Below are 20540 nucleotides of genomic sequence, written 5' to 3' on the forward strand. Positions count from 1 at the left end.
ATAGCAGCTAAGCTGCTAAGTAATTAAAAGAAATCAGTTGCTTTTATTTTCTATTAAAATATTCTTATCAATTTTTAATTAAATTATACATATTTATAAAATTTATTGTTTTAATTATAGATTTTTCGTCAATATTAATCATATGTAGCATCTACCTCCTGTAGCAATGCTATATTTATTCAAGATTAGTATTGTTAATAAAGTGGTATTTGGTACTATGATTTTTTAGTAAATTTTAATTAATTATAAAATGGTTTAATATATATAACATTAATTATTATTATAAAGTTATACACTAGAAATAGCATTTTTAAGTTCTTTAACAAAATTTCCAACTTTATACACAGCATCTTCTTTATTTTCTGTTTCAGCTATAATTTTTATTATAGCACTTCCAACTATCACACCTTCAGCATATTTTGCAAATTCTTTTGCCATTTTAGCATTAGATACTCCAAAACCAATTGCTCTTGGTATTTTACTATATTGACCTACTAATTTCATGTAATTTTCTAAATTTGTAGATATATTATCTCTTGCCCCTGTAACACCATTTATTGATACACAATATACAAATCCACCGCCAACTTTTAAAACATTTTTAACTCTTTCTTCTGAAGTAGGTGCTACCATTGGAATAATATGCACATTATTTTCATAAGCAATTTGTGCAATTTCTCCTTTTTCTTCTAAAGGAAGATCTGGAATTATAAGTCCATCAATGCCGCATTCATTACATTCTTTTATGAAATTTTCTATACCATATTTAAAAATACAATTATAATAAACTAAATATAAAATAGGTATATTAGACTGCTTTCTTATGTCTTTTACAATACCCATTATATCTTTTATTTTTATTCCAGCTTTAAGTGCTCTTTGAGAAGATTCTTGTATAACTATTCCATCTGCCATAGGATCAGAGTAAGGTATTCCTAGTTCTATTATATCTGCTCCTGCTCTCTCCATAGCTAACACTAAATCAACAGTAGCATCTTTATCGGGATCGCCTGCTGTTATAAAAGTTATTAATGCTTTTTCATTTTTTTCTTTTAAATCATTAAATTTTAAATCTATCCTGTTCATTATAATTCTACCCCCATTTCTTTAGCTACGGTATCAATATCCTTATCCCCTCTGCCTGAAAGATTAACTATAATAATTTTATCTTTACTTAGCTTTGGTGCTAATTTTAATGTATAAGCAATAGCATGGGAGCTTTCTATTGCAGGTATTATACCTTCCATTAATGATAATTCTTTAAAAGCTTCTAATGCTTCTTTATCAGTTACAGCCACATATTCTGCTCTATTTGTGTCTTTTAAATAAGCATGCTCCGGACCTACTCCTGGATAATCAAGTCCTGCTGATATAGAATAAACTGGCATTATTTGACCATCTTCATCTTGAAGAACATAAGTTTTCATTCCATGAATTACTCCAAGAGATCCTTTGTTAATAGTTGCTGCGTGTTTATCCGTATCAAGTCCAAGTCCTGCAGCCTCTACTCCTATAAGATTTACATCTTTATCTTCTATAAAAGGATAGAAGATACCCATAGCATTACTTCCACCGCCAACACAAGCTATAATATAATCTGGAAGTCTTCCTTCTTTTTCTATTATCTGTTTTCTAGCTTCATCTCCTATTATTCTCTGAAAATCTCTTACCATTGTTGGATATGGATGAGGTCCCATTACTGAACCTATAACATAAAAAGTATCATCAATATTTGCTACCCAATCTCTCATAGCTGCATTTACAGCATCTTTTAAAGTACCTGTTCCACTGGTTATAGAATTAACCTTTGCACCTAATATTTTCATTTTAAATACATTAAGTGACTGCCTTTTTATATCTTCTTCTCCCATAAATATCTCACATTCCATCTGAAACATTGCAGCAACAGTAGCTGTAGCAACGCCATGCTGTCCAGCACCTGTTTCTGCTATTATTCTTTTTTTGCCCATTCTTTTAGCAAGAAGTATTTGACCTAAAACATTGTTTATTTTGTGAGCTCCAGTATGGTTTAAATCCTCTCTCTTTAAATAAATTTTAGCTCCCCCGTATTTTTCAGTTAAAGCTCTTGCATAATAAAGTGGAGTTTCTCTTCCACTATATTCTTTTAAATAATATTTATATTCATCTAAAAAACTTTTATCATTAATAGCTTTATTAAATTCAATTTCTAATTCTGTTATTGCATTCATAACAGTTTCTGGTACATATTGTCCTCCAAATTGTCCAAATCTTCCATTCATTTAAATTCCCTCACTTTATCTATAAATTTTTTCATTTTATTAAAATCTTTAAACCCATTAACTTCAATTCCACTAGATACATCTACTGCAAATGGATGTATAGTTTTTATAGCATCTTGTACATTCTCACAGTTTAAACCTCCTGCAAGAATTATTTTATCCTCTAAATTATGTCCTTTTAATATATTCCAATCAAAATTTTTACCACTGCCTCCCTTTATTCCATCAACCTTTGAATCAAGAAGCAGTCTTATATTTTTATATTTATATATATTAGAAATGTCATCTTTATTTTTAATTGGAACTGCCTTCCAAATTTCAAAATTCTTAAAATTCTTAATATATTCAATATCTTCTTCGCCATGAAATTGTAATACATCTAATTTAACTTTTTTTGCAATTTCTCGTACAATTTCAATATCTTCATTTACAAAAATTCCTACAGCTTTTATATCTTTATTTAGTTTCTGCCGAAGCTTTAAGGCTGTATCTATACTTACTTTTCTCCTGCTTTTAGCAAATACAAAACCTGCATATTCTGGTTTTAATTTATTTACATATTCAATGTCAATATCTCTTGTTAAACCGCAAATTTTAATTTTTATCATAGTTTAACACCATCTTTACAAGCTCTTACAAATTCATCAACTTTAATTCTATTTTCAATATTTCTCATAAAAGTTTCACCAACTAATATAGCATTAACTCCAAAACTTTTTAAATATTTTACATCTTCAGCATTAGCTATTCCACTTTCTGAAACTATTATTTTATCTTTAGGTATAGATTTTACAAGTTTTTCAGTATTATCTAAACTAACTTTAAATGTCTTAAGATCTCTGTTATTTATTCCTATTATCTTTCCACCGCTTTCAAGTGCTTCATAAAGCTCACTTTCATTATGAACTTCAATAAGTACATGAAGGCCTAAACTTGATGCTAAATCATAAAATTTTTTAAGTTTTCCAGGTAAAATAGCTGCTATAAGAAGAATAGCATCTGCGCCTATATCTAAAGCTTGATATATTTGATATTCATCTATAATAAAATCTTTTCTAAGCACAGGCTTATTAGATATTTCTTTTACATCTTTTACATATTTATCATTACCTTTAAAAAAATGTTTTTCCGTAAGTACTGAAATAGCATCTATATCAATTTGTTCATATATTTTTGCAATAGATTTATGATTAAAATTTTCTATAATAACCCCCTTTGAAGGAGAAGCTTTTTTTATCTCTGCTATTATAGATATAGAATCTTTATTAAGAGCTTTTTCAAAATTTCTAATATTTCTTGGTTTTATATTTTTAATTAAATCATCTAAAGATCTTTCTGATTTTTCTATTTTAAGCTGTTTCTTTTTAACTTCAACAATTTCATCTAATATCATCAAACTGCCACCTTCTTGCTAAAGTTTACTATTTCATTTAGCTTATCATAAGCCTTACCAGAATCAATAATTTCTTCTGCCATAACAATTCCATCTTTAAAATTATCTACTGCCTTTCCTACATATAAAGCAGCTGCAGAATTCATTACTACTATGTTACGTTTTGCCCCTTTTTCCCCTTTAAATATATCTAAAATTATAGCTGCATTTTCTTTTGAATTTCCGCCTTTTATTTCTTCTTTTGTACAAAGTGGTATACCATAATCTAAAGGATTTATAGTATAATCTATAACTTTTCCATTTATTACTTCTGTTACAGTTGTAATAGTAGTAGTTGTTATTTCATCTAAACCGTCATTTCCATGTACTACAAGTGCTCTTTCTCTTCCAAGTTTTAAAAGTACTTCTCCAAGAAGATGAGTTAAATTTCTATCAAATACACCAAGCACCTGCCCCTTTATATCTGCAGGATTTGTAAGAGGTCCTAAAATATTAAATATAGTTCTTATTCCTAATTCGCTTCTTATAGGAGCTGCATTTTTCATTGCAGGATGATATTTTTGTGAAAATAAGAATGTCATTCCTGTTTCTTTAAGACATTGCTCAGAAATTTTAGTTTCAAAATCTATATTAAAACCTAACTCACAAAGCACATCTGCACTGCCGCTTTTACTTGAAACTGCTCTGTTACCATGTTTTGCAACATTTATACCTGCAGCAGCTGCAATTATAGCTACAGCCGTAGATATATTAAAAGTATTTGCACCATCTCCTCCTGTACCACAAGTATCTATAGCAAAAGAATACACATTAAAACTTTTTGCATTTTGTTTCATAGATTTAGCGCATCCTGTTATTTCATCTATAGTTTCTCCTTTCATTCTAAGAGCTATAAGAAAAGCTCCTACTTGTGAAGGAGTACACTCTCCTTTCATTATTTCATTCATAGATTTTTCTGCTTCTTCAATTGTTAAATTTTCTCCCGCAACAATTTTTTTAATAGCTTCATTTAACATTACAAATCACCTCTATAAAATTTTTCAATATTTTATCACCATATTCTGTTAAAATAGATTCAGGATGAAATTGAAGTCCATATAAATCAAAATTTTTATGTTTTACTCCCATTATTAAATCATCTTTTGTTTTTGCTATTATTTTTAGTTCTTTTGGCAAACTCTCTTTTTCAATAATTAATGAGTGATATCTCATTACATTAAAACTCTTTGGTATATCTTTAAATATGTCACTTTCATAAACAAAAATCTCTGAAGTTTTTCCATGCATTATTTCTTCTGCACCTATTATTCTCCCTCCAAAAGCATAGCCTATAGCTTGATGCCCAAGACATATACCTAATATAGGAATTTTACCTGCAAAATTTTTTATTACATCAACACAAATACCTGCTTTCTCTGGCCTTCCAGGACCTGGAGAAATAATAATTCCATCTATATTCATATTAAATATTTCTTCTATAGTAATAGAATCATTTCTAATAACTTTAATATCATTGTATATTTCTCCTAACATTTGATATAAATTAAAAGTAAATGAATCATAATTATCTATTAAAAGAAGCATTAAATCACCACCCTTAACGCTTTGGCTTTATTTATCGTTTCTTCGTACTCTTTAATTGGATCTGAATCATATACTATTCCGGCTCCCGCTTGAAGATATGCATTTTTATTTTTGAAAATTACAGTTCTTATAGCAATACACATATCCATATTGCCATCATATGAGAAATACCCTAAAGCTCCTGCATATAAACCACGTCTTACATTTTCAAGTTCATCTATTATTTCCATTGCTCTTATTTTTGGAGCACCAGATACTGTTCCTGCTGGGAGACAGGCTTTTAATGCATCAAAGCAGTCTAATCCATTTTTTAATTTACCTGTAACTTTTGAAACTAAATGCATTACATGTGAATAAAGCTCTATTTCCATAAATTTATCTACTTTAACAGTACCAAATTCACTTATTCTTCCAATATCATTTCTTCCTAAATCAACAAGCATTACATGTTCAGCTCTTTCTTTTTTATCTGACAGTAAATCTTGTGCTAATAATTTATCTTCTTCGCTATTTTCTCCTCTAGGTCTTGTACCAGCTATAGGATTAGTAATTACTGTATTATCAATTACTTTTACAAGGCTCTCTGGAGATGAGCCTACTACCTGAAAATCTTCAAACTCTATATAAAAAAGATATGGTGAAGGATTTTTAGATCTCAATCTTCTATATACTTCAAAAGGATTTTCATCTGTATGGATATTAAATCTTTGAGATAAAACTACTTGAAATATATCTCCTTTTTTTATATAATTTTTAGCTTTATTTACAATTTTGCAGTATTCTTCTTTAGTTAAATTAGATTTTATGCTGTTAGATGATCCATTGCTGTTAAGTGTATGAATTTGCCTTCTGCTTTTTATCTTCTCATAAGTTAAATATAAAATATTTTTTATTTCTTCATATTTAAGGTTGTCTTCAGGAAGTACATTATAAATTATATAAACCTTATGATTATAATGGTCATAGCAAATAACTGTTTTATAAAATAATAAATAAGCTTCTGGTATATTTATTTCATCTTTATTTTTATCAGGAAGTATTTCATATTGTCTTATAACATCATATCCTATATAACCTATAGCACCTCCACTAAAAGGTAAATCTACAGCTTTATATTCTACATTTAATGTTTTTTTAATTTCGTCTAATATGTTTCCTTGCTTTTCTATTTTTGTTCCATCATCTTTTATAATGGTTATATTATTTTTGTAACTTTTAATTTTTAGATAAGGATTTTCTGCCATAAATGAATATCTGCCGCTATCTTTAGTTGCCAAAGCACTTTCTAAAAGACATCTATATTTTCCTTCAAGGTTATAAAACATTATAATTGGAGTAAGTTCATCTCCATACGCTTCATATATTACAGGAAAAACTTTATTGCTTTTTTTTAAGTCATAAAATTCATTTTCATTTAAATTCAACATATTTTAGCCCCCTATTTTATAAAATAAAAAAAGCCACTTCGTCTAAGTTATGGGACGAAGTGACTCGTGGTGCCACCCATATTAAATTTCCAATTTAATAATAGCAAAGCTTACATAAATTTTAAAGTAAATAAAAAAACACCTAGCCCTCACATAGGGCGAGATGTTGTACTCGCTATGCCACCTAAATGGAAATTTATCTTTATCAGGTACAGAATTAATCGATACCCTGTCCTTTTAACGGAAGACTCCCGGAAAATGCTACTATAAATTCGCACTTCATCTCACAGACCCATTCAATACAGACTACAGTATCCGGCTTGCACCATCCCAGACTCGCTAAGACTAAATTTCTGTATTTACTCTTTCTGATCATTGATGTTAAATTAATTTTATATTATTTTGTATATTCAGTCAATAGTTTTTTTATAAATTATTTTATTCAATTTAATATATAATTTAACTATTTTTATTTTAAAAATGACGGTAACACTAATTATAACTTTAAAAAATGTATAATAAAAGGTATGCTTAAATAATTTATAAGCATACCTTTTATTATAAAAAATTTTTAAATAAATTTAATTATACTAAATTTACTTTTCCGCTGTATACAATTCCTCTTCTTATATCTAGAGTAATAAATGAACCTGTTTTTATAATATCAGCTGCTCCAACTGCATTATATATAAGAGGTATCTCTCTAGCTATACATTTGATTGATATATCTGATGAAACTTCCTTTTCTTCTGTTACTATTCCTGAAACTTTATCTAATAATTCCACATGATCTTCAGTAAGATGTTTTACAACAAGAATATCTCCATCTTGGATATTTTCTTCAGCTTCTTTTAAGTTTTCAACTACATTTGCTGTTCCGTATCCATGAGTTGAACCTAAAGCCTTACCTTGAACCAATATATCTCCAACAACATGTACTTTCATCATATTTGTAGTTCCAATGTAATTTACAGGTATTCCTGCTGCAATAACAACAAGATCTCCATTTTTTACATATCCAGCATTTTGAGCTATATTAACTGATTTTTCAATAACTTCATCTGTAGATTCCATCTTTTCAGAAACTATTGGGAATACTCCCCAATTAAGTGCAAGCTTTCTTGCTACTTTCCAATATGGTGTAACAGCTATTATTGGGCATTCTGGTCTGTAATTTGAAACTATCTTTGCAGTATGCCCGCTTTGAGTTGCAGTTATTATAGCTGAAGCTTTTAAATCCATAGCAGTATTGCAAGTTGCTAAACTTATAGCATTTGGTACATTTGGTATATGATTTCTTCTTCTTTTCTTTAATTTTTCTTCATAATTAAGTGCTTTTTCAGCTCTTTCAGCTATTTTAGACATAGTTATAACTGTTTCAACAGGATATTTACCATTTGCTGTTTCTCCGCTTAACATTATAGCATCAGTACCATCAAATATAGCATTAGCAACATCTGATGCTTCTGCTCTTGTAGGTCTTGGATTTTTAATCATAGAGTCAAGCATTTGAGTAGCAGTTATAACAGGTTTTCCTGCTATGTTACACTTTTCTATTATCATCTTTTGAACTACTGGAACATCTTCAGTAGGTATTTCAACTCCAAGATCTCCTCTTGCTACCATTATACCATCTGAAAACTTAATTATTTCATCTATATTATTTACACCTTCATGGTTTTCTATCTTTGAAAAAATTAAAACATCCTCTCCTCCATTTTCTTGGAGAACCTTTCTTATTGTAAGTACATCTGAAGCTTTTCTTATAAATGAAGCTGCAACTATATCTACCCCTACTTCAATACCAAATTTTAAATCTTCTATATCTTTTTCAGTTACAGGTGGTAGATTTGTAACAACTCCAGGTACATTAACATTTTTATTATTTCCTATAACACTATTATTTTTTACTTTGCAATATATTCTATTACCTTCAATAGATTGTACTTCAAGTCCTGCAAGACCATCTGCTATAAGAATAGAATCTCCTATCTTTACATCTTTGCATAAGTCTTTATAAGTTACAGAACACATATGACTATTACCTAAAATATCTTCACCACATATTACAGTAAAGTCATCTCCTTCTTTTAGTTCTGCACTTCCTCCTTCAAACTTACCAGTTCTAATTTCAGGGCCTTTAGTATCAAGTATTATAGCTATAGGTCTATTATATTTTGCCCTTAATGCTTTAACAGTTTCAATTCTTCTTTTATGCTCTTCATGATCTCCGTGAGAAAAATTATGTCTTGAAGCATTCATCCCTGCTTCTATTAATTTAGAAATTGTTTCTTCGCTTTCACTTGCTGGACCTACCGTACAGATTATTTTTGTCTTTCTCATAATAATTTCCCCTTATATGTATTAATATGATAGAGTTTTTGCTATTTCAAAAGTTTTTTCATCAAACTTTCTTGGTATAGCAAGAGCTTCAGTAGTATCTAAATCAATAATCTCATTGCCTCTTACTCCAATTACTCTTGCAGTTTTACCTTCTACTAAAAGTTCTACAGCTCTAGCACCCATCTTTGAAGCTAGTATTCTATCAAAAGCGGATGGACTTCCACCTCTTTGTATATGACCAAGTATTGTAGCTCTTGTCTCAATGCCTGTTATATTTTCAACCTTTTCTGCAAGCTCGTTAGCTCCACCTACTCCTTCTGCAAGTATTATTAGATTATGAAGCTTTCCTTTTTGCTTTCCATCAAGTATTACTTTACAGATTTCATCTAAATCATATCCCTTTTCAGGAACAATTATGCTTTCTGCTCCACCTGCAAGGCCAGCATGTAGTGCAATATCTCCGCAATTTCTTCCCATAACTTCAACAATACTTATTCTTTCATGTGAAGTTGATGTATCTCTAAGTTTATTTATAGCATCTAAAACTGTGTTTAAAGCAGTATCAAAACCAATAGTATAATCTGTATATGGAAGATCATTATCTATAGTTCCAGGAATTCCTACAGTTTTAACTCCCAAATCAGATAAAAGCTTTGCTCCAGTAAATGAACCGTCTCCTCCTATTACAACAAGTCCATCTATTCCAAAAATTTTTAATATTTGAGCAGCCTTTTTTCTTACTTCTTCTTTTTTAAATTCATCACATCTGGCTGTTTTTAATATAGTTCCACCTTTATGAATTATATCAGATACACTGTTTCTGTTCATTTCAAAAATTTCTCCGTTTAAAAGGCCGCTATATCCTCTTTGAATTCCCATTACTTTAAGGCCTTTATCCAATCCTGCTCTAACAACTGCTCTTATAGCAGCATTCATTCCAGGAGCATCTCCTCCGCTAGTTAATATGGCGATTGTTTTCATAATTTCCCTCCTCATATAGTCCGCATAGATATAATTTTGTACTACATATGCTGCAAACTTACAATTATCAATCTAATTTTAGCTTAATATGACGAAATATGCAATATACAATATAATATAAGTAAATAAGTTAAGTTACAATTTTACAATATTTTTTGTATAAAATTTTAATATATATTTGTCATATCTTTGTCTTACTGCACCTTTACATTGTTTTCTCCAAATTCATCTTTTAAAAAAGATATTATTTCTTCGTTAGGTTTTACCCAAAATTCTCTATCAAGCCTAAATTTTTTTCTTTCCTTTTTGGTACAAATATAAACAGGCTGATTCCCTTTATTTTGAAGAAGTTTTTCTTTTATTTTTTTAAAAGCTTCCTTCCTTAGTTTTTCTTCTTCTATTAAAATATATACTTTTTCATTATTAATCTTTATTAAAGGTTCTATGCTTTCACAAAGTATTTTAGGCTGCTCTTCTTCTTTAATACTTATTCTCCCAGTTATAATTACAACATTATCTTCCAAAATAATATTTTTATAATTTTGAAAAGTTTTTGGAAATATTATAACTTCTATATCCCCATACATATCTTCAAGTTTTATAAAAGCCATCATGTCATTATTTCTAGTAATTTTTTTATTTACTTCTGATATTAACCCGCCTATTATAACTTTATCACCATCTTTTATTTTAGATGTTTCCTCTAAATTTCCTTCTTCAAGGCTTTCATTTACTATTATATCAGATATCCTTGTATTAGTTTGAAGTTTTAAAGTTTCTTCGTACTCTTCAAGAGGATGGCCAGATAAATATATTCCTGTCATTTCTTTTTCCATAGCTAAAATATATTTTTTATCAAATTCTTTTATATTAGGATATTTAATTTCAAAATTACTAAGATCTGTATTAAAATCATTAAATAAACTAATCTGCCCTTGTATATTCCTTTTTCTATCATTGTTTGCACTATCTAAAAATTTTTCATAAACAGCTAACATCTGTGATCTAAATACTTTAAAACTATCAAATGCACCAGCTTTTATAAGACTTTCAATAACTCTTTTATTTATAACAGATATATCTATTTTATTATAAAAATCATTTAAATTTTTAAACTTTCCTTTTTCTTCTCTAGATTTTACTATACTTTCAATTGCGTTTATACCTACATTTTTAATTGATGCCATACCAAAACGTATTTTTCCATCTTTAACTGTAAATTTAGCAAAACTTTCATTTATATCTGGTGGAAGTACTTCAATTCCAAGTTCATTTGCAAAACGTATATAAAAAGCTATCTTTTCATTAATCCCCATAACGCTGTTTAACATTGCTGCAATATATTCTGTAGGATAATAATACATAAGGTAGGCTGTCTGAAAACTTAATACAGCATAAGCTGCAGCATGAGATTTATTAAAAGCATAAGATGCAAAATCCATCATTTGATCAAATATTTTATTAGCTATTTCTTCACTTATGCCATTTCTAACACAACCTGGTACTTCTACATTCCCATTTTCATCTACAATACCATATATAAAATTATGTCTTTCCTGCTCCATAACTTTGTGTTTTTTCTTTGACATAGCACGACGTACTAAATCTGCACGTCCCATAGAATATCCTGCAAGTTTTCTAACTATCTCCATAACCTGCTCTTGATATACCATTACTCCATATGTTACGTTAAGAATAGATTCAAGTTCAGGTGTTTCATAGTGAGTTTTTTCTGGATTCCTTTTTCCTTCTATATATCTAGGTATCTCAGACATAGGACCTGGTCTATAAAGGCTTATCCCTGCTATAATATCTTCAAGATTATCTGGCTTTAATTCTTTCATAAATGAAGTCATGCCTGGAGATTCTAATTGAAATACCCCTACAGTTTTTCCGTCTCCAATCATTTTATATACTTCTTTGTCATTAAAATCAATTTTATCTAAATCTATATCTATGCCTCGCCCTTTTTTAATCATATCTACAGCATCTCTCATTACTGTAAGTGTACGAAGGCCAAGAAAATCCATCTTTAAAAGACCAAGTTCTTCTAAAGTACCCATAGGAAACTGAGTTACTATATTACCATCATTCTTTTGCATTGGAACATAATTAACTAAAGGCTCAGAAGCTATAACAACACCTGCAGCATGAGTACCTGAATGTCTTGGAAGACCTTCTAAAGCTCTTGCAACATCTATAAGTTCTTTTACTCTATCATCATTTTTATAAGCACTTTTAAGCTCTGGATTTATTTCAAGAGCTTTATCTATAGTTATTCCAAGCATAGACGGAATCATTTTTGCAATTTTATCTACTTCTGCATAAGAATAATTCATAGCTCTTCCAACATCTCTTATGCAGGCTCTAGCCGCCATTGTTCCAAAAGTTATTATTTGAGATACATTATTTACTCCATATTTTTCTACAACATAATCAATAACTTCCTGACGACGTTCATAACAAAAATCAGAATCAATATCTGGCATGGACACTCTATCTGGATTTAAAAAACGTTCAAATATTAATCCATATTTAAGTGGATCTATTTTAGTTATTCCTAAAGTGTATGCAACTAAAGAGCCTGCTGCTGATCCTCTCCCTGCACCAACTGGTATTTGATTTTCTCTTGCAAATCTTATAAAATCCCAAACTATAAGAAAATAATCTACATAACCCATACTTTTTATTACTTCAAGTTCATATTCAAGCCTATCTGTAAGTTCTTTGCTTATTGTTTTATATCTTTCTTTTAATCCTTTGTAGCAATTTTCTCTAAGATAGTCATAAGCATTTAAACCACTTGGCAGAGGGAATTTAGGTAATTTAGAAACATGAAACTCATAATCAAAATTACATTGTTCTGCTATTTTAACTGTATTTTCTAATGCTTCAGGTATATAAGAAAATATTTCATACATTTCCTCAGGGGATTTTAAATAGAACTCATCTGTAGGATATCTCATTCTATTTTCTTCATCTACTGTCTTTCCAGTTTGAATACAAAGCAAAATATCGTGTGCCTTTGCATCTTCTTTATTTATATAGTGAACATCATTAGTGCATATTAATGGAATATTTAATTCTTTAGATAATTTTATAAGTTCTTCATTTACTGCAAGTTGTTCTTTTATTCCATGATTTTGAAGTTCTAAATAAAATCCATCTTTAAATATATCTTTATATAAAAGTGCTATTTCTTCTGCTTTTTTTCTATTACCGTTTAAAAGAGCTGACTGAACTTCACCTCCAAGACAGGCACTAGATGCAATTATTCCTTCACTATGCTTTTTTAAATAATCATGATCAACCCTAGGCTTATAGTAAAATCCATCTATAGAGGCTTTTGAAACTATTTTCATTAAATTTTTATATCCTATTTCATTTTTTACAAGAAGAACTAAATGATAAGTATTGTTCCCTTTATTACTGCTTTTATCATACATAGATTTTGAAGCTACATATATTTCGCATCCAATTATAGGCTTTATTCCTTGCTCTTTTGCTGCTTTATAAAAATCAACACAGCCATACATCGCTCCATGATCTGTTATAGCTATGCTTTTCATTCCAAGTTCCTTTGCCCGGGCAATTAAATCAGGTATTTTCCCTGAACCATCTAAAAGACTGTATTCTGTGTGTACATGTAAATGAACAAAATCTCTATCAAATTTTTCTTTCAAAGTTTCGCCCCTTTCTAAATAGATTTTTAAATAAAATGAAATAATTTATTTTTTCATAATTTTAGCTGAAATAAGTGCTTTACCTATAAGTTCTTTCTTAGTATCAACCATAGTTACTTCAACTTTGCAAAAATTTCTACCCATATCTATAATTTCTGTAAGTATATCAATTTGACTATCTATTTGAACAGGTTTCATAAAATATGTAGAAATACTATCTACAGATATATTTATATTATTTCTCTGCCTAAGAGTCATAATTCCCATAGTAGAAAGCATCATATTAAGAGCACTCCAAGATGCTGTGCCGACTGAATCAAGCATTTCGGGTATAATCTTTCCCCAAAAATGCATTTTATCTCCTTTATCATCAAATTCAAAATTTTTAAGTATTAAATCTTCGATAGTTTCTCCAACTTGCGGCTGCCGCGACATATACTGAAGAGCCTTTATAACATCATGCCTGCTTACAATTCCTATAAGCTTTCTCCCATTAACTACAGGACACATCTCAATGCCTTCCCAGCCCATTATATGTGCAGCATAAGCCGCTGTAGTTTTAGGCGTTACTGTTATAATATTTTTAGTCATAAACTTACTTATAGGCTCATCATCATCTATATTTTCAATAGACATATCTTTTAAAGTAACTATCCCAACTACTTTCATTTCACTATCTACAACTGGATAACGTTCATGTTTTGTTTCAATCATAAGCCCCTTCCAATGAGCTACTATATCAGTATCCCTTAAAAATACTGGCTCTGTTATCATTATGTCCTCAACCAATATTATATCCTTTTTTATAAGATTTTCAGACATAGCTTTATTTATCATGCTTGCTGTAGTAAAAGTATCATAGCTTGATGAAATTATAGGAAGTTGTTTTTCGTTAGCAATATTTTTAATTTCATCACTGCAGGTAAAACCTCCTGTTATAAGTACTGCACAATTATTTAAAAGAGCTAGTCTTTGAACTTCTTCTCTATTACCTACAATTACAAGACAATTTGGAGTAATATATTTTAAAATAGCATCTGTAGTCATAGCACCTATTATGAATTTAGTTAAAATTTTATGAACTCCATCTTTACCACCAAGAATAGTACCATCAACTATATTAACAACTTCCCCGAAAGTTAAAGCTTCTATACTTTTTTTTTCTACCTTTTCAACCCTTACAGTTCCAACCCTTGGTATAGTTGTTACAATACCCATTGCATCACAATCTTTTATCGCTCTATATGCAGTACCATCACTTACTGATAATTCATTTGCTATACTTCTTACAGAAATTTTAGTACCAACATCTAAAGATAATATATACTTTATAATATCTTCATGTTTTGACATAATAAATTAATACTCCTCTCCTCTAAGCTCTTGTGCAATTTTTTCAATTTTCCTTAATCTATGGTTTACCCCTGACTTCCCAACTGGGGGATCCAAAAGTTCTCCAAGCTCTTTTAAAGATTCATCTGGATATAAAAGTCTTAATTTAGCAATATCTCTTAAATTTTTAGGAAGTCTTTGAAGTCCTATTGTTTTTTGTATAAGTTTAATACTTTCAACCTGCCTTACTGCAGCATTTACAGTTTTACTTAAATTTGCAGTTTCACAATTTACAAGTCTATTGACATTATTTCTCATTTCTTTCATAATTCTTATATTTTCAAGTTCTAAAAGAGAAGAGTGTGCACCTATTATATTTAAAAGATCAATTATCTGTTCTCCTTCTTTTATATAAACTATATAACTTCCTTTTCTTTGTATAACTTTAGAAGAAAGAGAAAAAGAATTTATAAGCATACTTAGTTCTTTTGCATAATCACTATTGTGTGTTACGAACTCAAGATGATAAGCTTTTTCAGGATTGCTTATGCTTCCTCCTCCTAAAAAAGATCCTCTAATATAGGCACGCTTGCATTCTTCTGTTTTTATAAGTTCTTTAGGAATATTGTAATCTAAAGATATAACTCCTTCTATTCCATTAATATTAAGTACTCCCATTTCTTTTAGTAAATCTCTAACACCCATTTCCTCAGTTATAACAACCATATATATATTAGTTCTTTTAAAAGAATTACTTTTTTTTACAAAAAGTTTACTGTGAATATTAAAATATTTTTTAAACATTTTAAATATTCTTCTTGCAATAGAAGGATTTTCTGTTGTAATTCTAAAGCTAAGCTGTTTATTAGAACCTAAAGATAAGGTTCCGCTAACCTTCATTATAGCTGCAAGCTCGGCCTTAATTTCTTCTTTTGTTAATTCATCTATTCTACAAATTTCACCTTTAACTTTGGCCGAAAATGACATATAGTTTCCTCCTCAGTTTTTATTTTATTTTTGTTCCTTTTATTTCTTTAAGTCTCTCTGATAAATAAAAATATTCTATTATTTTTTTCTTATCATATAAAAGTTTTTTATCCATTATAGTTTCAATAAGTATTGATGCAAGCTTTTCAGAATCATGCCTTACATATCCATTTTTAACTTTAATAAAGTTTCCTTCTATAACATTAACTCCCATCTTTTCAATTTCTTCTTCATCTACAGTTACAAGTTTTGAGCCTTCTTCTAAATATTTTTCTTCTAAAGATTTTTCAATTTTGCCTTTATTAGCTATTACATAATCTACTATTTCGCCGCCTGCATGTTTAAATATAGCTTGAAGATGTTCTTTAACACCATAATTATCAGTTTCTCCAGGTTGAGTCATTATATTAGCTACATATATTTTTATAGCCTTTGTTTTTTTAAGAGCTGATGAAATATCTTCAACTAAAAGATTTGGTATAACACTAGTATAAAGGCTTCCAGGTCCTAAAATTACAGCATCCGCCTCTTTTATTGCATTTACAGCTTCTTTAAGCGCTCTTGCATTTGAAGGCTCTAAAAAAACCCTATCAATAGGGCTGTTTCTTTCAAGTACTTCTTTGCCTATTTTAGACTCCCCTTCAGCTATAGTGCCATCCTTTAGCCTTGCTTTAAGTATTACATTGTCTAATGTAACTGGCAAAACTTTTCCTGTTACTGCAAGTACAGAACTCATTTTCTGAACAGCTTCCTCAAAATTTGAAGAAATTCCATCCATAGCCGCCAGAAAAAGGTTCCCAAAGCTTTGATTTTCAAGCCTTCCACCTTTAAACCTATACTGAAGAAGTTCTTCCATAAGAGGTTCTGTATCTGCTAAAGCTAATATACAGTTTCTTATATCTCCTGGAGGAAGTATACCTAAATCTTCTCTTAAATCTCCAGATCCTCCTCCATCATCTGCCACCGTTACTATAGCTGTAATATTGGAAGTGTAATGTTTTAATCCTCTAAGCATAGTGGATAAGCCAGTACCTCCTCCAATTACAACTATTTTAGGTCCTTTAACCAAAAGTCTCTTTTCATATATTAAATTTTCAAGTTTTTTTGAATCAATAGACACATTTATATACCCTTTATTAATTAAAAATATAAAAGAACGCATACCTTGTGAAACAGCCAGATAAAGTATAAAAGAACCTAATACTATAAGAAAAATATAAAAAGCAATATAAGATGCACTATAAAATCTGTGCTGTATCCATTCAACAAGACCAAAAGCTATTAAAAAAATTCCAAGGGCTCCAAGCAAAATCCATCTTTTAACTCTAATTCCTGGTCTTATCCAGTCGATAAATTTCATAACTTTATTCCACCCCTATTTATATCTTCATTTATATCTCTATGATCAATAGTTATATTGTGCCCTTTATTTTTCAATCTTTTATATAATTCATTTGCTATTGCTACAGAGCGATGTCTTCCACCTGTGCATCCTATAGATATAATAAGCTGCCTTTTCCCTTCTTTTAAATAATTAGGGATTAAAAATTCTATCATATCTTCAAGTTTATTAATAAAAATTTTAGTTTCTTCAAAATTAAATACATAATTATAAACTTCTTTATCATTTCCAGAAAAAGGCTTTAATTCTGGTATATAAAAAGGATTAGGTAAAAATCTTACATCAAATACTAAATCTGAATCTACTGGTATTCCATATTTAAATCCAAAGGATAATACAGTTATAATAAGTTTGTTTTCCACTTGCCCTTCTTCCGAATATATAGAAATAAGCTTATCTCTAAGTTCTCTAGGAGAAAGTTTTGTAGTATCAATTATGTTATTAGCTCTATCTTTAAGTTCTTTAAGCCTATTTCTTTCCATATTTATGCCGTTTAATATTCTTCCTTCTGGAGCAAGAGGATGCTTTCTTCTAGATTCTTTGAATCTTTTTATTAGTGTTTCATCATTAGCATCTAAAAAAAGTATTTCATAATTAAAATTTTGTTCTTTTAAGAAATTTAAACTTTCAAACAAATTATCAAAGAATTTGCCTCCTCGTATATCTATAACAAGTGCTATTTTATCTATTTTTCCATCTGTTTGATAACAAGCTTCTGCAAATTTAGGTATCAATGTTGCAGGTAAATTATCAACACAAAAATATCCTAAATCTTCTAAGCATCTTACTGCCTGAGTTTTCCCTGCTCCTGATAATCCAGTAATTATAACAAATCTCATTTTTACCTCCTTGTGAGAACCAAATCAGTATTATTATAGTACAGCTTTATTTTATAATTATAACACAAAAGATATAAGGGTTAAATAAAAAAACTTAGATATATAACTTTGTATTATTCTTAACGTTAATTAAGTTTAATAAAAGTTATTATGCAAATAATTGCATAATAACTAAATTCATTCTTATAATACCTTAAATTAATTTGGATAACTGCTTATACATTTATATGTAACAGAAAGTGATTGGAAATAACATGTGAGAGAAAGTAAAAACTTATGAAAATGAAAGGAAGATGTTAATTTGCATTAAAAAGTTATTAAAATTTATGCATATGCTATTGAAAAATAATATGGTAAAAATATATAATTGTTTTGAAATTATCAATAAACAGTTAACTTTAAAACAATTTAAAAAATATAATTTTTAATAAAATTTATATTATACTAAAAATAAATTGAAAAAAATATTTATTTTTATAATCAACATATAAGGGGGATACTAGAAAATATGAAAATAAAAACAAGAGGTAAATTACTCACATTTATTATTTCTATTATAATATTATTTAGTATAATTGTTAATATTATAATATATTTTCAATTTAATAATTTTATAACAAATAATCTTCTTAAAACAAACGCCAATTTAAGTATTCAATTGATTAACGAAAAATATCCTGGATACTGGAAAATAGAAAATGATAAACTGTACAAAGGAAATAAACTAATTAATAATGATTTTGCAATAGTAGACATGATTAAAAAAAATGCAAACATTCATTGTACCATATTTTTAAAAGATACACGAATATCTACAACTATAATTAATAATGGTACTCGAGCAATAGGAACAAAAGCAAATATAGAAATAACAAAAAAAGTTATAGGTGAAGGTAGTGAATATATAGGTTCTACAACTATTCTAAATGTACCTTATGAAGCAATATATATCCCTATAAAAGATGCTAATGGTTCTAATATAGGAATGTTTTTTATTGGAATTGATCAAAAATTAATTGATAATCAAATAAATAATATATTATTTAAAATTGTAATACTTACAGTATTATTAATTTTATTAACTATAATATTAGTTATAGTTATATGTTCAAAAATTATTATTAATCCAATTAGATATATAAATGAACAATTAAAATTAATTTCAACTGGAGATTTATCTGTTGACATTCAACAAAAATATTTAAATAAAAGTGACGAATTTGGAGAAATAGCAAGAGCTGTAAAAACTACACAGGATTCAATAAAAAGTATGATTAAAATAATTAAAGAAAGTTCCCAAAATATTGATAACCACTCAGATACTTTGTCGGCAATATCAGAAGAAATTGCATCTTCTTCTGAAAATATTACAAATGCAATACAGAGTGTAACTAAAAGTACATGTTTACAAGCGGAAAGTTTGGCTCAAATTACAGGAATACTAAATAATTTCAATTCAGAATTAGAAAATATAGTACAATCGATAAAAAATATAAATTCAGATTCTAAGGAAATTAAAAACACGGCAGACAAAACAAATGAAAATATGAAGTTCCTTCAAGAATCAGTAATTAAATTTACCAATTCCTTTAAAGAATTTATAAGCAAGATTGAACGCCTTGGTGAAAATATAATAAAAATAAACGAAATAACCAGTTTTATAAATAACATTGCAAATCAAACAAACTTACTTGCGTTAAATGCAGCTATTGAAGCTGCTAGAGCTGGTGAAGCAGGAATAGGATTTTCTGTAGTAGCTGAAGAAATAAGAAAGCTTGCTGAACAGACAAAAATATCATCAGAAGATATAAATAAATTAATTAATAATATATCAAATGAGTTCAGTACAACAATTGAAAATACTACTAACAATATGAATAATCAATTAGATAACCAATCTATGATTATTAAAACCGCATTAGATTCCTACAATAAAATAATTACTGTTATAAACTTAATAATACCTAAAATAGAAGCAGTTAACTATTCCGCTTTAAATATAAATAACCAAAAGGATTCTATTTTAATAAATTTAAAAGAAGTATCTACTGTAGCTGAAGAGGTTTCATCATCATCCCAAGAAATATCAGCTTCTTCCGAAGAAATGAATGCATCTACCGAAGAAGTGGCTTCAACAGCACAAAATTTGAGTAATATGACAAAAGATATGCTAGAACATGTGAACAAATTTAAATTCTAATTTTTTAAAATATATGTAATAAAAGACTAAATTAATTTTTTATATAAAATTAATTTAGTCTTTTATTACATATTAATTGAATCATTGTTAGGTAAATATCAAAACAAA

General features: G+C 28.6%; 15 protein-coding genes and 1 other annotated feature. Of the genes, 1 reads left to right on the plus strand and 14 read right to left on the minus strand.

Going from position 1 to position 20540, the window contains the following annotated elements:
* Positions 1-288: 288 nt before the first annotated feature.
* From trpA to rapZ, 14 genes are all read right to left on the minus strand, one after another.
* Positions 289-1086, minus strand: a complete 798-nt coding sequence (gene trpA, locus B5D11_RS09145; RefSeq protein ID WP_078682726.1) for a tryptophan synthase subunit alpha — start codon at positions 1084-1086, stop codon at positions 289-291.
* Positions 1086-2261 (minus strand): tryptophan synthase subunit beta, encoded by a 1176-nt coding sequence (gene trpB / locus B5D11_RS09150; RefSeq protein WP_078682727.1) that lies wholly within the window; start codon positions 2259-2261, stop codon positions 1086-1088. Before trpB ends, trpA begins: the two co-directional genes overlap by 1 nt.
* Entirely contained in the window at positions 2258-2869 is a 612-nt protein-coding gene (locus tag B5D11_RS09155; protein ID WP_078682728.1) for a phosphoribosylanthranilate isomerase, read from the minus strand. Before B5D11_RS09155 ends, trpB begins: the two co-directional genes overlap by 4 nt.
* Positions 2866-3654 (minus strand): indole-3-glycerol phosphate synthase TrpC, encoded by a 789-nt coding sequence (trpC, locus tag B5D11_RS09160; protein ID WP_078682729.1) that lies wholly within the window; start codon positions 3652-3654, stop codon positions 2866-2868. Before trpC ends, B5D11_RS09155 begins: the two co-directional genes overlap by 4 nt.
* A complete protein-coding gene (gene trpD, locus B5D11_RS09165) occupies positions 3654-4670 on the minus strand; it encodes an anthranilate phosphoribosyltransferase (protein ID WP_078682730.1) in 1017 nt (338 codons plus the stop codon). The genes trpC and trpD overlap by 1 nt, the downstream gene beginning before the upstream one ends.
* Positions 4660-5238, minus strand: coding sequence for an anthranilate synthase component II (locus B5D11_RS09170; protein ID WP_078682731.1), 579 nt, complete (start codon positions 5236-5238; stop codon positions 4660-4662). Before B5D11_RS09170 ends, trpD begins: the two co-directional genes overlap by 11 nt.
* Positions 5238-6665: an anthranilate synthase component I gene (gene trpE / locus B5D11_RS09175; RefSeq protein ID WP_078682732.1), complete on the minus strand. Its 1428-nt coding sequence runs from the start codon at positions 6663-6665 to the stop codon at positions 5238-5240. Before trpE ends, B5D11_RS09170 begins: the two co-directional genes overlap by 1 nt.
* Before the next feature lie 47 nt (positions 6666-6712).
* Positions 6713-7050: a binding site (T-box leader), on the minus strand.
* Positions 7051-7250: 200 nt separating this feature from the next.
* Positions 7251-9008: a pyruvate kinase gene (pyk, locus tag B5D11_RS09185; RefSeq protein WP_078682733.1), complete on the minus strand. Its 1758-nt coding sequence runs from the start codon at positions 9006-9008 to the stop codon at positions 7251-7253.
* Between the two features lie 21 nt (positions 9009-9029).
* On the minus strand, positions 9030-9989 hold the full coding sequence (gene pfkA / locus B5D11_RS09190; protein WP_078682734.1) for a 6-phosphofructokinase: 960 nt from the start codon (positions 9987-9989) through the stop codon (positions 9030-9032).
* Between the two features lie 194 nt (positions 9990-10183).
* Positions 10184-13672, minus strand: coding sequence for a DNA polymerase III subunit alpha (locus tag B5D11_RS09195; protein ID WP_078682735.1), 3489 nt, complete (start codon positions 13670-13672; stop codon positions 10184-10186).
* Between the two features lie 45 nt (positions 13673-13717).
* Positions 13718-15025, minus strand: a complete 1308-nt coding sequence (locus B5D11_RS09200) for a DRTGG domain-containing protein (protein WP_078682736.1) — start codon at positions 15023-15025, stop codon at positions 13718-13720.
* A 6-nt stretch (positions 15026-15031) separates the two neighbouring features.
* On the minus strand, positions 15032-15991 hold the full coding sequence (gene whiA, locus B5D11_RS09205) for a DNA-binding protein WhiA (protein WP_078682737.1): 960 nt from the start codon (positions 15989-15991) through the stop codon (positions 15032-15034).
* Positions 15992-16010: 19 nt separating this feature from the next.
* Positions 16011-17351 (minus strand): gluconeogenesis factor YvcK family protein, encoded by a 1341-nt coding sequence (locus B5D11_RS09210; RefSeq protein WP_078682738.1) that lies wholly within the window; start codon positions 17349-17351, stop codon positions 16011-16013.
* Entirely contained in the window at positions 17348-18232 is an 885-nt protein-coding gene (gene rapZ, locus B5D11_RS09215; RefSeq protein ID WP_078682739.1) for an RNase adapter RapZ, read from the minus strand. The genes B5D11_RS09210 and rapZ overlap by 4 nt, the downstream gene beginning before the upstream one ends.
* A 508-nt stretch (positions 18233-18740) precedes the next feature.
* Between rapZ and B5D11_RS09220 the strand changes: the two genes are divergently transcribed.
* A complete protein-coding gene (locus B5D11_RS09220; RefSeq protein WP_078682740.1) occupies positions 18741-20432 on the plus strand; it encodes a methyl-accepting chemotaxis protein in 1692 nt (563 codons plus the stop codon).
* Positions 20433-20540: the final 108 nt, after the last annotated feature.

Origin of the sequence: Clostridium sp. USBA 49, from assembly GCF_900167505.1 — a bacterium.
In the GTDB taxonomy this organism is placed as follows: Bacteria; Bacillota; Clostridia; order Clostridiales; family Clostridiaceae; genus Clostridium_AT; species Clostridium_AT prolinivorans.

What these genes read in the sequence shown, in the direction of transcription:
- trpA (WP_078682726.1), bottom strand. Translation starts at nt 1,086, where the DNA reads ATGAACAGGATAGATTTAAAATTTAATGATTTAAAAGAAAAAAATGAA.
- trpB (WP_078682727.1), bottom strand. Translation starts at nt 2,261, where the DNA reads ATGAATGGAAGATTTGGACAATTTGGAGGACAATATGTACCAGAAACT.
- B5D11_RS09155 (WP_078682728.1), bottom strand. Translation starts at nt 2,869, where the DNA reads ATGATAAAAATTAAAATTTGCGGTTTAACAAGAGATATTGACATTGAA.
- trpC (WP_078682729.1), bottom strand. Translation starts at nt 3,654, where the DNA reads ATGATATTAGATGAAATTGTTGAAGTTAAAAAGAAACAGCTTAAAATA.
- trpD (WP_078682730.1), bottom strand. Translation starts at nt 4,670, where the DNA reads ATGTTAAATGAAGCTATTAAAAAAATTGTTGCGGGAGAAAATTTAACA.
- B5D11_RS09170 (WP_078682731.1), bottom strand. Translation starts at nt 5,238, where the DNA reads ATGCTTCTTTTAATAGATAATTATGATTCATTTACTTTTAATTTATAT.
- trpE (WP_078682732.1), bottom strand. Translation starts at nt 6,665, where the DNA reads ATGTTGAATTTAAATGAAAATGAATTTTATGACTTAAAAAAAAGCAAT.
- pyk (WP_078682733.1), bottom strand. Translation starts at nt 9,008, where the DNA reads ATGAGAAAGACAAAAATAATCTGTACGGTAGGTCCAGCAAGTGAAAGC.
- pfkA (WP_078682734.1), bottom strand. Translation starts at nt 9,989, where the DNA reads ATGAAAACAATCGCCATATTAACTAGCGGAGGAGATGCTCCTGGAATG.
- B5D11_RS09200 (WP_078682736.1), bottom strand. Translation starts at nt 15,025, where the DNA reads ATGTCAAAACATGAAGATATTATAAAGTATATATTATCTTTAGATGTT.
- whiA (WP_078682737.1), bottom strand. Translation starts at nt 15,991, where the DNA reads ATGTCATTTTCGGCCAAAGTTAAAGGTGAAATTTGTAGAATAGATGAA.
- B5D11_RS09210 (WP_078682738.1), bottom strand. Translation starts at nt 17,351, where the DNA reads ATGAAATTTATCGACTGGATAAGACCAGGAATTAGAGTTAAAAGATGG.
- rapZ (WP_078682739.1), bottom strand. Translation starts at nt 18,232, where the DNA reads ATGAGATTTGTTATAATTACTGGATTATCAGGAGCAGGGAAAACTCAG.
- B5D11_RS09220 (WP_078682740.1), top strand. Translation starts at nt 18,741, where the DNA reads ATGAAAATAAAAACAAGAGGTAAATTACTCACATTTATTATTTCTATT.